The following is a 15,919-nucleotide window of genomic DNA, read 5'->3' on the forward strand; positions in this document are numbered from 1 at the left end:
GAATAAATGAAAATTTTGATATATAAAGGAGATTATGATTTAGTAAAGCAAAGTGGAGTAGGTCAAGCGATTGAACACCAGGAAAAAGCTTTGAAACTAAATAATATTGCATACACAACCGATGAAACTGACGATTATGATATTGTTCATATAAATACTATAATGCCAAAATCAAAAAAATTCGGACGAAAAGCAAAGAAACAAGGTAAGAAAGTTATTTATTATGGACATTCCACGATGGAAGATTTTAGAAATTCTTTTCGTGGAGCGAATTTATTGAGCAGACTTTTTAAAAAATGGATTATTAGTTGCTACAATATTGGAGATATTATTATAACTCCATCACAATATTCGAAAAACATACTTGAAGGATATGGAATTAATAAGAAAATATATAGCCTATCGAATGGTATTGACCTTGATAAATTTAAGGGCGACAAAGATAGCAGAAAGAGATTTCGAGATAAGTATAATTTTAAAGATGATGATAAAGTTATTATTTCTGTAGGTCATTTGATGAAGAGAAAGGGTCTGGATGATTTTATAGAAGTTGCAAGGAAGCTTCCGCAATACAAATTTATTTGGTTTGGTCACACTAATCCTAAACTATTGACTACTAATATTAAAAAATCAATAAAAAATAAGCCGGATAATGTAATTATGGCTGGATATGTTGATCAAAAAGAACTGGTAGATTGTTATCGAGGGAGTGATTTGTTCCTATTTATGACCAGAGAAGAGACAGAAGGAATTGTGCTATTAGAGGCTTTCGCTTCTAAAATAAAAGTTTTGGTAAGAGACATTAAGATTTACGAAAATATGTTTACTGATGGTAAAGAAGTTATCAAAGCAAAAACCAATGATGAGTTTAAAAACAAAATTGTTAATATAATAAATGGCAAATATTCTACTGTTGAAGAAGCGTATAGATATGTTAAAGAACGAAGTGTTCAGAAAATTGGAGAAAAATTGAAAAGCATTTATTTAAAATTAGAAGATGCCTAAGATTTAGTGACATCTTAATCTCACAAAAATATATTATATATAAATGTTTTGTTTAATATTTACATTTATTTACAAAAGAGTTTTTTAGCGGTATAATTATATATATAAAACACAAGGTGGTGAGGTTATGCAAATTACAGATGTTAGAGTTAAAATACTAAATATTGATAACAGATTAAAAGCAATTGCTTCTGTTACTTTTGATGACGAAATAGTAATTCATGACATCAAAGTTATAGAAGGTGAAGAGGGATTATTCTTAGCTATGCCTAGTAGAAAAATCGGTAATAATAAATATCGTGACATAGCTCATCCAATTAGTTCTCCAGCCAGAGAAAAAATTGAAGTGGCAGTTATCAATAAATACAATGAAGAATTTGAAAAGCAATCTTCTGAAGAAACTGAGCCAGTGACTGAAGAAAATATAGAAACTGCAGAAAATGAATAGTACAAAAAGCATCTATTAAGGTGCTTTTTTTAGTGCTTAAATTATTCGATTCAAATTATTTTACATATTTCGTATGTTTGATATAATAATTAAATATGGTTAATTTTGAATAAAGGAGATATTTATGGAATTAAAAGTACCGAAAGGATACAAATCCTCTTTGGATTTATTAGAAACACAGAAAGCTATTAAAATTATCAAAGATTTTTTTCAATATAGGTTGTCTGAGACTTTAAATTTGACTAGAGTTTCTGCTCCGCTATTTGTTAGAGCTAATACTGGGATTAATGACAACTTAAATGGTATCGAAAAACCCGTAGGTTTTGAATTCCTGGAAGATGGTTCAATGAGTAGGTTGGAAATCGTACAATCACTTGCAAAATGGAAGAGAATAGCATTAAAAAACTACGAGATTCCAGTAGGAGAAGGGATTTATACGGATATGAATGCTATCAGACCTTCAGAAGTTTGTGACAACACACATTCATTGTATGTGGATCAGTGGGATTGGGAAAAAGTAATTTCAAAGGAAGACAGAAATGTCGGATTTTTAAAAGATACAGTAAGAAATATATATCAATGTTTCTTAGACACTCAAACAATGTTGATTAATTCTTATGATGATTACAAAAAAATACTTAGAGATGAAATTACTTTTGTAACTACTGAAGAGTTAGAAGAAATGTATCCGGATAATACTTCAGATGAAAGGGAAACTTTGATTACTAAAAAATACGGATCTGTATTTTTGATTGGAATTGGTGATTCTTTAAAATCGGGGAAATCTCATTCTGACAGATCTCCCGATTACGACGACTGGAGCTTAAATGGAGATATATTAGTTTATAATCCTGTTTTAGACAATTGCCTTGAATTAAGCTCTATGGGAATTAGAGTTGATAAGGATAGATTGATTTATCAATTAGACAAAAAACAAAATAATGATAGGAAAAATTTAGAATATCATCAAATGCTGATTAATGATACACTTCCCCAATCTATAGGTGGAGGTATTGGTCAATCTAGAATTTGTATGTTCTTCTTACAAAAAGCACATATAGGAGAAGTTCAATCATCGATTTGGCCGAAAAAAATGCTTGAAGAATGTGACAAGTTGGGAATTAAATTATTATAATTTAGAGTTATAAAATTAGTTTTATAAGAGAGTTATTTATTTCAATAAATAAGTAACTCTTTTTTTGTAAAATGTTCAATATATGTTTTACTTTTAAATTCTTTTGTAGTATGATTTGTTTATGAAACATTTAAAAAAATATTTAGAAGACAATCCACCATTGGTATTGATTCTAAGTTTTCTTTTTTTGATTATAGTAGGGTCGTTATTATTGTCACTTCCTATAAGTCAAAATGCAACAAAAGTTCCATACATTGATTGTTTGTTTACAGCAACATCTGCCGTATGTGTAACAGGTCTTGTTACAGTTGCAACGTATAGTGCTTGGAGCGTTTTAGGAAAACTAATTATTATCATTTTGATCCAAATGGGTGGACTTGGTTTTATGACATTTGCAACCTTAATTGCACTTGTAATGGGAAGAAGAATTACCTTAAAAGATAGATTAATTATTAAAGAACAAACGAATAGTATTGATATGCAAGGAATGGTAAAACTAATTAGATATATACTGATATCTACTTTTTCCATTGAAACAATTGGTGCTTTTTTGTTAATGACGAAATTTATACCAATGTATGGATTTAAGGGAATATTTTATAGCTTTTTTCATTCAATTTCAGCTTTCTGTAATGCTGGATTTGATATTTTGGGGCCAAATTCATTAATTGATATTAATACTAATGTATTTGTTTTATTGATAATTGGACTTTTGATCGTGATAGGTGGTATTGGATTTAACGTAATACTTGATGTATTACATAATAACTTTAAATTTAAAAAATATTCTTTGCATTCAAAAATTGTACTTACCACAACTATTTTGATGTTATCAATTACTTCGATTTTAATTTTTGCTATGGAGTTTTCGAACCCGGGAACAATTGGAAATTTGGGATTTATCGATAAAATTTCTAATTCGATTTTCCAAGCAATTACATTGAGGACAGCAGGCTTTGCATCAATTAATCAATCGAAATTACTAGACAGTTCAAGCGTGTTATCTATTTTGAATATGTTTATAGGGGGATCCCCAGCAGGTACTGCAGGTGGTATCAAAACTACAACTTTTGCATTATTAATTATTGTAGCTCTGAGTGAGATTAAAGGTCAAGAAGATGTAGAAGTGTTCAATCGTAGAATTAGATTTTCTCAAGTTAAAAAAGCTTTAGGTATCATTACTTTATCAATGGTTTGGGTAATTTTTGTTACATTTGCAATTTTAGTTATAGATAAAGCAAAATACTTAGATGTAGTGTTCGAAGTAGTAAGTGCTTTTGGTACAGTAGGACTAACCAGAAGCTTAACTCCAGGAATCAATAGTATTTCTAAAATTTTAATAATTTCAACTATGTATATTGGAAGAGTTGGATCTTTAACAATACTTTATGCTCTATCCAATACAAAAAACAAAAAAGCTTATAAAGAAGCTCACGAAAATATTATAATAGGTTAGGTTTTAAATATGAAACAATTTGTAGTAGTTGGCTGTGGTAGATTTGGTAGAGCATGTGCTATTGAATTATCCAATACTGGCCACGAAGTTTTATTAATAGATAATAATGAAGATACTGTAGATGAAATGAGTCGTATTGTTACTCATGCGGTGTATATTGAACATTTGACAGAAAATTCATTGAGTTCAGTCGGTGTTGGAAATTTCGATGTGGCGATAGTTGCTATATCTTCAAATTTTGAAGCATCAATTCTATCTACTGTAGTTTGTAAAAAATTAGGGGTAAAAAAAGTAATCACAAAGGCTAAGGATACTCTTCATGGTAATATTTTACTTAAGGTTGGAGCAGATAGAGCAATAATTCCAGAAAATGATTCAGCTGTAAGACTTGCTAAGAGTTTGATAAGTGATCAAATTTTCGATTATATTGAATTTACAGATGACTATTCAATTGCAGAGATTACCCCAAAAAAAGAATGGATAGGAAAGAACTTCATTGATATTGGTATTAGAAGTAAATACGGTATTAACGTAGTTGCTGTTAAGAATAATGGAGAAATGAATATCAACCCTTCACCAGAATATACAGTAAAGTTTGAAGATTACTTGATAGTAATTGGATCAAATAAAGATTTGGATAAAATTACTGAGACAGGTGATAAAGATGATAACCTCTACTTCAAATAAAATATACAAACACGTAAAATCACTTTATAAGAAAAAATATAGGTACAAGTGTAACGAATTTATAATAGAAGGTTATAAGCTTTATGAAGAAGCGATTAAATCAAATTTAAATATCAAACAAATAATACTAAGAGAAGGGGAAGAAATTATTGATGGCTGTGTTTGTTTTGATTCAAAAACTTTCAACAGTCTCAGCGAAATGAACAATCCTGAAGGTATAATTTGTGTAGTTGATTTCATTGAGAACAAAGATAAGGATACAGATAAAATTCTATTTCTCGAATGTATAAACGATCCAGGAAATTTGGGGACAATAATAAGAAGTGCAGAAGCATTTGATTATAATAAAATTATTTTATCTGACAATAGTTGCGATATTTATAATTTAAAAACTATTAGAAGTGCTATGGGTAGCTTATTCAGAATAAATATTTCTTATGAAAGTATTGATGTTTTAGAGAATTATAAATCAAATGGATTTAAAATTTATGAGACATCTTTGGAGAAAAATTCTAAAAGTATTCTTGAGGTTAAGGACAAAGAAAAACATGTTCTAATAATTGGAAATGAAGCAAATGGAATTAGTAATGAAATAAAAAAATACGCTGATGAATTTTTAATAATTCCTATGGACAATGTAACCGAATCATTAAATGCTTCCATAGCTGCTAGTTTGAGCATGTTTTACCTATCAAAATTGACAAATTAGTAGTTATATTATACAATAATTAAAAATGTTGAAGAAGAAAATACAAAACTAGATACAAAGAGAGATATGGTTTGGTGTGACATATTTATCGAATTTTGTTGGTTCGCTTTGAAGTTGCTAATATAGCCGTGTAGAGTGCGTTAAACTTGCGAGTGATGTTATCATAATTTGGGTGGTACCGCGGAAATACAATCTTTCGTCCCATATGGGATGAGGGATTTTTTTATTGTTTAAGGAGAAAATAATGAAAGAAGAAATTTTGAAAATTAAAGAAGAAACTGTTGGTTTAATCGATAATGCCAGTGATTTAAAATCTTTAGAAGATATTAGAGTAAAAGTTCTTGGCAAAAAAGGTGATTTGACACTTGTTCTAAGAAATATGGGTAAACTTTCTAAAGAAGAAAGACCGATTATGGGACAATTAGCAAATGAAGTTAGATCTGAAATAGAAGAATTGTTGTCCAATAAATTTGAACAATTAAAACAAGAGCAAAAAAAGATTAAATTAAAAGAAGAAGAATTAGATGTAACTGCAAATAGAGGCGTCAGAGAGATCTCTCACAGACATCCACTTAATGAAACAATAATCCAATTGGAAAATTTATTCCAAACAATGGGATTTGATATTGTAGATGGCCCTGAAATTGATACGGTGGAAAATACATTTGATTTATTAAATTCACCGAAATATCATCCTTCAAGATCTTTATCTGATACTTTTTATTTGGATGATAAAACTGTACTTAGACCACACACATCAAGTGTACAAATCAGAACAATGAAAGCTCAAAAACCACCTATTAGAATGGTTTCTGCGGGAAGAACTTTTAGATTTGATGATGTAGATGATACACATTCACCAATGTTCCATCAAATCGAAGGATTGGTTGTGGATAAAGGCGTTACTATGGCTAACTTAATGGATACAATCAATATTTTTATCAAAAACTTATTTGGAGAAGAAATAGAAACAAGATTTAGACCACATTATTTTCCATTTACGGAACCTTCAATGGAAGTAGATGTTACTTGCTTCGATTGTAAAGGCGAAGGATGCCCAAGTTGCAATTATACAGGTTGGAGCATGGAGCTTTTAGGATGTGGAATGGTTCATCCTAATGTTTTAAGAAATTGTGGAATAGATCCTGAAGTTTATACTGGATTTGCATTTGGTATGGGAGTTGACAGGATTACAATGGTAAAACACAAAATCGACAATATAAGATTGTTGTACGATAACGATAAGAGATTTTTGGAACAATTCTAGGAGGAAATATGTTATTACCTATTAATTGGCTTAAAGATTACGTCGATGTAGACGAATCGATAAAAGCTATTACAGACAGACTTTCTGAAACAGGAAGTCACGTTGAATCGGTTATAGATAAAAGTAAATATTTAAACGATAAATTAATTGTAGCTCAAATAAAGAAAATTGATAAGCATCCAAATGCCGATAGATTATCGATAGTTACATTGGATACAGGAAATTCAGATATCGAAGTAGTTACAGGTGCAAAAAATATCAAAGAAGATATGTTTGTTTGTTATGCACAGGTAGGGGCAACTCTTCCGGGAGGTATTGTTTTAAAAGAAGCTGATCTTAAAGGAATTATGAGCCCTGGAATGTTGACAAGCTTTGAAGAAATGGGATTTGAAACTTCAGTTGTAGATAAAAACTCCAAAGATGGAATCGCTGTTTTATCTGAAAACGAAATTGGCGAAACTGTTATTAATGCACTTGAAATCAATGAGCCTATAATTGAATTTGAAATCACACCAAACAGACCGGATTGCTTATCCGTTTTAGGAATGGCAAGAGAATATGCTGCCTCTTTTGGCAAAAAAATCAAATATCCTTCTATTGAAATCAAAAACTTTGATGAAGATATTAATGATTACGTAAATTCTGTTGATATTCAAACTAACAAGTGTACTCGTTATGTGGCTAGAGTTGTAAAAAATGTAAAGATAGGAGATAGTCCACAATGGCTAAAAAATAGACTTATTCAATCTGGAATTAGACCTATTAACAATATTGTTGATATTACAAATTTTGTAATGTTGGAAACTGGTCAACCAATTCACGCCTACGATTTGGATAAAATCGCAGATAAGAAAATTATAGTAAAAGAATCTGGTTCACAAAAATTTACAACACTAGACGATGTTGAACGTGAATTATCAGATGATATAATAATTTGTGACGGTGAAAACACATTAGGTATCGCTGGAATTATGGGTGGTTTTGATTCAGAAATAACATCAGATACTACAAATGTGCTTATTGAAGCTGCAAGTTTTGATAGCGATACAATTAGACTTTCATCAAGAAGATTATCTTTAAGAACTGATGCTTCTACAAGATTTGAAAAGGGTGTAAGCCAACAATTATGTGATTTAGCATCATTGAGAGTTTGTAAATTAATTGAAGATATTACAAATGCCACTGTGATTAATAATTCTATAGATGTGATTACATGTAAAGAAAAATTAGAAGATGTAGAGCTATCTTACAAAAAATGCAATGATTTATTAGGATCAGATATTTCAAATGAAGAAATTAAAAATATATTACAATTATTGGAATTTAAAATTGTGTCAGAAGACGACGAAAGAATCAAAGTTAAAGTTCCATTCCACAGACAAGACGTTTCAATTTATCAAGATTTAATTGAGGAAGTTGGAAGAATTTACACATTTGAGAAAATTGGCGCTAAACCTCTTATCGGAAAACTAAAGAGAGGTGTTAAGAGCGAAGAAAGAATTGCCATAGACAATACGAAAAAAGCTTTGTATTCTATGAATACTTTTGAAGTGTTGTCTTATTCATTCATCAGCCCAAAATCCTATTCTAAAGCAATGGTTGAAATGGATGATGATAAATTGATCAAACTAATCAATCCACTAGGAGAAGATTTCTCTGTGATGAGATCCACAATTATACCAAATATTTTGGATATACTATCTAAGAATTATAAAAATAAAATCAAAGATATTTGCGTATATGAATTGGGCAATACTTTCCACTTGGTCGGAAACAAAAGGATTGAAACTAAAAAATTAGCTTTGGGAATGTATGGAGATTATGATTTCTACGATGTTAGATCTATGATTTTGGCATTATTTAACGAATTGGGAATTGATAATTATGAAATTGTAAAAAACAAAGATAATAAAACTTATCACAGCGGTAGGTGCGCTGATATATTGGTAAATGGTGAATTGATCGCAACATTTGGTGAAATAAGTTATGAAGTAAGAGACAACTATGACTTTGATAATAGAGTTTATATTGGAGAAATTCATTTTACAGAATTAATTAAACATATGGATTTCAAAAAGCTTTACTCACCAATTAGTAAATATCCTTCAATTGAAAGAGATATAGCTCTTGTGGTGGATAGAGAATTGGAAAGTATTGAAATTGAAAAAGAAATTCTAAACCACTCTAATGGTATCATCAAGGATGTTTACTTATTTGATGAATATAAAGGTGAACATGTTGATAATGATAAGAAGAGCTTAGCATACAGAATTATATATCAATCAAAAGATGAAACATTAAAAGACAAAACTATTGAAAAAATACAAGAAGAAATATTAAATTCATTAGAACAAAAATTCAACGCAACATTGAGAAAGTAGGAATGTATATGAACAAATTACAAGTTGTAATTCAAGGTTCAACTTACAATATTGTTACTGAAAAATCTAAAGAAGAAACAGATAAGATAGTTGAGAAAATTAACAAGGATATTGCAGATTGCAAAAACAGAAATTCAAAATTAACGACTTTGAATGCAACTATCTTAGCTCTTATGAATTTGGCAGAAACTCACGATAATTTAACAACTGAATTAAATGAATACAAAAAAGAGAATGATCCAATTATCAAGGATTATTCTAACTTAAAATCTGATTGCGAAAAATTATATCAAAATTTGGTTATTAAAGAAACAAACTTAAAACAAATGACTAAACAATACAATGAAATTAAAGAAAATTCTGAAAAGGAAAAAGAAGATATAAAGAAAAAAGCTGAAAAATACGCTAACGAAATCAAAGCGCAATATGAACAAAAAGCATCAGATTTAAATACAAAACTCAAAAAAGAGAATAAAACTACGGAAGATTTGAAAAAACAAATTGAATTTTACGAAACAGAAAATGATGATATATCTCAAAAATACAAAGATTTAAAAGATGAATATAATAAATTAGCTTTTGAAAAAAATAAGCTAGAAAATATTTTAATGGATTATCAAAGGGATGAAATCATTGATTAGTGAAATATTAGCTCCTTGCGGAAATTGGGACATGGTAAAAGCAAGTGTCCGTGCGGGAACTGATGCCATTTATCTTGGAACAAAAGAATTTTCCGCAAGGGCTTATGCTGAGAATTTTACTGTAGAAGATGTTAAGGAAGTTGTAAAATACTGTCATTTAAGAAACGTAAAAGTTTATGTAACATTAAACACTCTTATAAAGCAATCAGAAATTCACAAGGCAATTGATTATGTAAACAGATTATATAATATCGATATTGATGCACTAATTGTTCAAGATATTGGTCTGGCATATCTTGTAAACAAATTATTTCCTGATTTGGATTTACATGCATCTACTCAGATGAACATTAATAATTTGAATGGGGCATTAATTGCCAAAGAACTTGGTTTCAAAAGAATTGTATTGGCTAGGGAAACTGATTTAGAAGAATTAAAAAATATTAGGAAAAACTGTGACATTGAAATAGAAGTTTTCATTCATGGATCATTATGTGTGTGCCAATCAGGGCAATGCTTGATGAGTTCATTAAATGGTGATAGAAGTGCAAATAGAGGAAGATGTGCTCAACCTTGTAGGAAGGATTACAAGATTATTTTAGCCAACGAAACTATTAATTCAAAGCTGTCTTACCTCAGTCCAAAAGATTTGTGTACTATTGATAATGTTGACGAAATCGCAAAATATTGTGATAGTTTGAAAATCGAAGGAAGAATGAAATCCAAGGAATACGTGTACTCTATTGTAAAATCTTACAGAGAAAAATTAGACAATGGTAAATACGATTATTATTTAGACGAAGTTAAAAATCGTGGATTTACAAAAGGATTAATCAATAATACAAATGGATACAATTACGTTGAACTTGGTAGGAAAAATCAAATTAAAGGTAACACAGTAGGAAAAGTATTAGGAAAAGGGAAAATAAAATTTACAAAAGATGTATTAAAGAAAGATATTCTAATACTTTCTAATGGGAAAAATACTTTTCCGTTGACATTAACTGAAAATTATACGAAAAATAGCATAGCTTCATTTAAAAACATAGGTGATGCTCTTGAAAATTCTGATGTAAAAAGAGTTAGTCACATTAAAATAGTTGATGAGTCAAATGAAGAAAAAAATGTGAAATTTGATTTACAAGTCAAGTTTATTTGTAAAAAATTTCAACCTATTCAAATATTTGTAAATGATCTAATATATAACACTAATATAATTTGCGATGACGCAAAAAATAAGCCAATAGATGATGATTTTATACGTAATCAAGTACTAAAAACAGGAAACTATCCAGTAAATATTTCTGAGCTGGAAATTATACTAGATGATGGATTATTTTTATCGAAAAGTCAGATAAATCAGATAAGAAGAGATTTCATAGAATTCTATTTGGAAGAAAAAGCTGATTTTAATCATAGAAAACAAAAAAATGTTGATTTGAAAAAATTAGATAATCTAATAGAAAAAAATAGAATTAATAATTCAAGTTATAAAACAGTTTATGTAGATGAAGTGGATGGTTACAGCGATAAAATTTCATCAGAATACATCGTGAGAGTTCCAAGATTTTTAAATCAAGAAAAAACGGATAAGTTTATAAAAAAATGCAGAGAAAATAATGTATCCAAACTTTTAATCAATAATATTGGAGATATTATTATAGCTAGGGATATTAGAGCTGATTTTGTTGTTAGTGACTATCAGATGAATGTATTTAATACTTTATCAGCAAGAGTTTTAAATGATTTGGGAGTAGATGTAATGACTTTATCAGTTGAATTAAACAAATCTGAAATTAAAGAAATTGTAGAAAATTCAAATTACAATTATGAATTGGTTGTTGAAGAAAACTTAGTTAATATGATTACTATTTATTGTCCTTTTTCGAGCATAATAAAATGTAATGGGAAAAATTGTGAGTTCTGTAAGTTTAATGATTGTTATATTGAAGGAGATTTTTCTAAATATAAGGTTGTAAGAATGGACGATTACTCTTTAATTTATTCTTGTGATAGAATTAAGATAGACGAGAATGATATAGATTTCAACTTATATTCAATTAGAAAAAACAAATATGCAACTGGAAAATCTAATGAATTTCATTTTAAAAAAGGAATTTTATAAATGGATAAAAAGACATTAAACACACTTGAATACAACGAAATAAAAAATAAAATTGAAAAACTTTGCAAATCTAAATTGGGGAAAAGTATAGCCAATAAATTGGAACCTATGATAAATGAGGATGAAATCAGACAAAGCTTGGATGAAACTTATGAAGCTATGAGTATGATTTACAAATTTTCTAATCCTCCTATATATGAGATTATAAATGTTAAAGCAAGTATAATGCATGTATCAAAAGGTGGATACATAGTTCCAGAAGTTTTGTTGAAAATCGGTCAAATATTGAGTAGCGTTCACGATATAAAAAGATATGCTGGAGAATCTGACGAAAATCACGAAAATTACCCTATGATTATGGCAATGATGGATTCTTTGGTGGAAGAACCTGATTTAGTTGCAACTATTAATAATGCAATAATTTCAGAAGATGAGATTAGCGATAATGCTAGTAGGAATCTCGCTAGAATTAGACAAACTAAAAGGCAGAAGACAGAAAATATTAGAGATAAAATAAATAGTATTTTATCTTCTAATGATCAAGCATTACAAGAAAACATCGTAACTATGAGAGATGATAGATATGTAATTCCTGTAAAAGTTTCACATAAATCATCTTTTAAAGGAATCGTACACGACCATTCATCTTCGGGTCAAACAGTCTACATCGAACCGATGGAGGTTGTAGAATTAAATAACGAATTGAGAATGCTTGAAGCAGAAGAAAGAGAAGAAATAATAAGAATTTTGAAAGAAATTTCTGATAGAGTTTATGATGCCAAGGATTCGATTTTTGTGGATCAGGATGTTTTATCAAGATTAGATTTCATATTCGCTAAAGCAAAATATGCTATAGAAATTGATGCGACAAATCCCAAACTAAACACTAATGGATATTTTAATTTCAAAAATGCAAGACATCCTTTATTGGACAAGAAAAAAGTTGTGCCTATAAGTATTTATCTTGGTGATGATTACAATACATTGGTTATAACTGGACCTAATACTGGTGGTAAAACTGTAACACTTAAAACAGTAGGTCTGATAACTTTAATGGCACAATCTGGAATTTTAATTCCTGTAGATGAAAATTCGGAAGTAGCAATTTTCGACAATATCTTCACAGATATTGGTGATGAACAAAGTATAGAACAATCTTTGTCTACTTTTTCAGCTCATATGAAAAATATTGTACACATTGTAAATAATATTACATTTAATTCTCTTGTGTTATTCGACGAACTTGGTGCAGGAACCGATCCAACAGAAGGAGCAGCACTAGCAATTGCAATTTTGAGAATTTTCTTAGACAAATCTATAAGAACAATTGCTACAACTCACTATTCTCAACTTAAAATATTTGCATTGACAGAAAAATACGTAAAAAATGGTTCAGTAGAATTTGATGTAAATACTTTATCACCAACTTATAAATTGAGAATTGGGATTCCTGGTAAATCAAATGCTTTTGAAATTTCTAGAAGACTTGGTCTTGATGATGATATAATTAATAATGCAAAGGAAATTTTATCTCAAGAAGACAAAGATTTTGAAGATGTTTTATCTGACATTGAATCTGGAAAGAAACAAATTGACGAAGAAAAAAAAAGACAATTAGAGCTTAAAGAAGATTTATTGAAGCTTCGCGACAGATACGAAAAAGAACTTGAAAAGACAAAATTAGAAAAAGAAAGAATTATTAACGAAGCAAAAGAAAATGCAAACGAAATTTATATGCAAGCTAAGGAAGAATCACGTGAGCTTATCAATAAATTAAAATTCTTAGAGAAAGAATCTGATGCTAGAACAGTAGCTAATGATGTTGAAAGTAAATTTAACAAAAGAATTAAAAAGAGTTCCAATAAGAAACTTTTGAATGAAACGTCTAAAAAACAAAATCTACAATTAGGAGATGAAGTCGAAATCTTAGGAATTGACCAACAAGGTACTATTGTTACAGAACCTGATAAAAAAGGTGATTTATTGGTTCAAGTGGGTATCTTAAAGATAAATGCCAATGTTAAGAACTTGAAGAAAATTAAAGAACAAGAAGTGATTCAATCATCAAAGAGCATTAAAAGTATTATAAAAAATAAAGCTAATTCTGATATAAAAAGCGAAATAGATTTGCGTGGAAAGAATATTGAAGAAGCAATATACGAACTTGACAAATACATTGATGACTGTGTAATTGTTGGTTTGAAAAAAGTGAATATAATTCACGGCAAAGGAACTGGTATGCTCAGAAAAGGTATCAGAGAATACCTAAGAAGTGATAAAAGAATCAAAAAGATTGAAGATGCAGGTTACAATGAAGGCGGTCTTGGAGCTACTTTCATTTATTTAAAATAAGGGGATTAAAATGATAAATTTTAAAGAAGAAGTAAAACAAATTATACTAGGATTTGACACTGGTCTAACTGAAGAAGAAATATCAGATTTAATCGAAATTCCACCAAACAGTGATATGGGAGATTATGCGTTTCCAGTGTTTAAATTAGCAAAAACTTTTAGAAAAGCACCTAATTTAATCGCAGAAGAATTAGCTAAAAAAGAATTCAGCAATGAAAATATCAAAAAAATTGCAAATGTAGGTCCTTACGTAAACTTTTTTGTAGATAATTCAAAATTAGTAGAAAGTGTTCTAACAGAAGCTGTTAAAGATGATTTTGGAAGTAGTCATATTGGCGTTGGGAAAAATGTTGTGTTCGACTTTTCTTCTACAAATATTGCAAAGCCATTTCATATTGGACATTTACGCTCCACTGTAATAGGAAATGCCATAAGAAACATAATGAAATATCAAGGGTTTAATACAACAGGTGTTAATTACATCGGTGATTATGGAACTCAATTTGGTATGATGATATCAGCTTATTTAAAATGGGGAGACGAAGATAAAATAAATGCTGATCCAATAAAAGAACTTTTAAATCTTTACGTAAAATACAATAAAATTGCAAAAGAAGATGAAACTTACATGGATGAGGCACGCGATTGGTTCGATAAATTAGAAAAAAAAGATCCTACAGCTGTAAAATTATGGTCATGGTTTAGAGAAATTTCTCTAAAAGAATTTCAAAGAGTTTATGATTTACTAGGAGTTGAGTTTGACAATTTTAATGGTGAATCATTCCACTCACAATTTATTGGAGATGCATTAGAAGCAATTGATAAGAAAAATTTGCTAGAAGAATCCGATGGTGCAATGATAATCAATTTGGATGATGAAAACTTGCCACCTGTTTTAATAAAAAAATCAAATGGGTCTTCAACATACTTAACAAGAGATATTGCTACTGCAATGTATCGTAAAAAAACTTACGATTTTTATAAAAATGTATACGTTGTTGCTAGTCAACAAAAACTTCATTTTGAACAATTAAGAACCGTTTTGAAAAAAATGGGATTTGATTGGTGGAATGATTGCGAACATGTTTCTTTTGGTATGGTTAGCATGAAAGATGGATCTATGAAAACAAGAGAAGGTAAAGTTATTTTCCTAGAAGATGTTTTAAATAGAGCTATTGATAAAACAAAATCAATCATAGAAGAAAGAAATCCTAATCTTGACAATAAAGAAGAAGTGGCAAAACAAGTTGGTGTTGGAGCTGTAATATTCCAAGATTTATTCAATAATAGAATAAAAGATTATACGTTTGATTGGGATCAAGTTTTGAATTTTGATGGAGAAACTGGACCATATACACAATATACATTTGCAAGAAGCTGTTCTATATTAGACAAGGGAGAATTTGAATTAAAAGACAATAGCAAATTTGATTTATTAGTTGACGATACAGAAATCGACATTGTAAAACACTTATCAAAATTTGAAGAAGTTTTATTAAATGCTACTGAAAAATACGAACCTTCTTTCTTAACACGTTATACAGTAGAATTAGCAAAACTATTCAATAAATTTTATGCAAATTGTCCAATCAACACTGTAGAAGATGAACTAAAATATCAAAGATTGTATTTAACTTATTCTGTTAACAAATGCTTGAAATTATCTTTGAGCTTGTTAGGCATTGAAGCACCAGTTAGAATGTAGGGAGAATA

12 protein-coding genes and 1 other annotated feature are annotated in these 15,919 nt (G+C 29.3%); all 12 genes read left to right on the top strand.

What is annotated here, in order from left to right; genetic code table 11:
• The first annotated feature begins 6 nt into the window (after positions 1 to 6).
• Positions 7 to 1,005 (top strand): LTA glycolipid anchor biosynthesis glycosyltransferase, IagA/BgsA family, encoded by a 999-nt coding sequence (locus DES33_RS02455; RefSeq protein WP_110057974.1) that lies wholly within the window; start codon positions 7 to 9, stop codon positions 1,003 to 1,005.
• A gap of 127 nt (positions 1,006 to 1,132) precedes the next feature.
• Positions 1,133 to 1,453 (top strand): septation regulator SpoVG, encoded by a 321-nt coding sequence (gene spoVG / locus DES33_RS02460; protein ID WP_094207224.1) that lies wholly within the window; start codon positions 1,133 to 1,135, stop codon positions 1,451 to 1,453.
• 124 nt (positions 1,454 to 1,577) lie between these two features.
• On the top strand, positions 1,578 to 2,588 hold the full coding sequence (asnA, locus tag DES33_RS02465; protein WP_094205772.1) for an aspartate--ammonia ligase: 1,011 nt from the start codon (positions 1,578 to 1,580) through the stop codon (positions 2,586 to 2,588).
• 121 nt (positions 2,589 to 2,709) lie between these two features.
• On the top strand, positions 2,710 to 4,044 hold the full coding sequence (locus tag DES33_RS02470; protein ID WP_094224775.1) for a TrkH family potassium uptake protein: 1,335 nt from the start codon (positions 2,710 to 2,712) through the stop codon (positions 4,042 to 4,044).
• Between the two features lie 9 nt (positions 4,045 to 4,053).
• A complete protein-coding gene (locus DES33_RS02475; protein WP_094205770.1) occupies positions 4,054 to 4,731 on the top strand; it encodes a potassium channel family protein in 678 nt (225 codons plus the stop codon).
• Positions 4,709 to 5,440, top strand: coding sequence for a TrmH family RNA methyltransferase (locus DES33_RS02480; protein ID WP_110057975.1), 732 nt, complete (start codon positions 4,709 to 4,711; stop codon positions 5,438 to 5,440). The genes DES33_RS02475 and DES33_RS02480 overlap by 23 nt, the downstream gene beginning before the upstream one ends.
• Before the next feature lie 19 nt (positions 5,441 to 5,459).
• Positions 5,460 to 5,647 (top strand) — a binding site (T-box leader).
• 37 nt (positions 5,648 to 5,684) lie between these two features.
• On the top strand, positions 5,685 to 6,707 hold the full coding sequence (gene pheS, locus DES33_RS02485) for a phenylalanine--tRNA ligase subunit alpha (RefSeq protein WP_110057976.1): 1,023 nt from the start codon (positions 5,685 to 5,687) through the stop codon (positions 6,705 to 6,707).
• 8 nt (positions 6,708 to 6,715) lie between these two features.
• Entirely contained in the window at positions 6,716 to 9,088 is a 2,373-nt protein-coding gene (pheT, locus tag DES33_RS02490) for a phenylalanine--tRNA ligase subunit beta (protein WP_110057977.1), read from the top strand.
• Between the two features lie 8 nt (positions 9,089 to 9,096).
• Complete coding sequence (locus DES33_RS02495) at positions 9,097 to 9,729, top strand: cell division protein ZapA (protein WP_110057978.1); 633 nt, start codon at positions 9,097 to 9,099, stop codon at positions 9,727 to 9,729.
• A complete protein-coding gene (locus DES33_RS02500) occupies positions 9,713 to 11,854 on the top strand; it encodes a U32 family peptidase (RefSeq protein WP_227930680.1) in 2,142 nt (713 codons plus the stop codon). The genes DES33_RS02495 and DES33_RS02500 overlap by 17 nt, the downstream gene beginning before the upstream one ends.
• On the top strand, positions 11,855 to 14,206 hold the full coding sequence (locus DES33_RS02505; RefSeq protein WP_110057979.1) for an endonuclease MutS2: 2,352 nt from the start codon (positions 11,855 to 11,857) through the stop codon (positions 14,204 to 14,206). It begins immediately after the preceding gene.
• 10 nt (positions 14,207 to 14,216) lie between these two features.
• On the top strand, positions 14,217 to 15,911 hold the full coding sequence (gene argS / locus DES33_RS02510; protein WP_110057980.1) for an arginine--tRNA ligase: 1,695 nt from the start codon (positions 14,217 to 14,219) through the stop codon (positions 15,909 to 15,911).
• The last annotated feature ends 8 nt before the right edge of the window (positions 15,912 to 15,919 follow it).

Origin of the sequence: Finegoldia magna, from assembly GCF_003182075.1 — a bacterium.
GTDB lineage: Bacteria > Bacillota > Clostridia > Tissierellales > Peptoniphilaceae > Finegoldia > Finegoldia magna.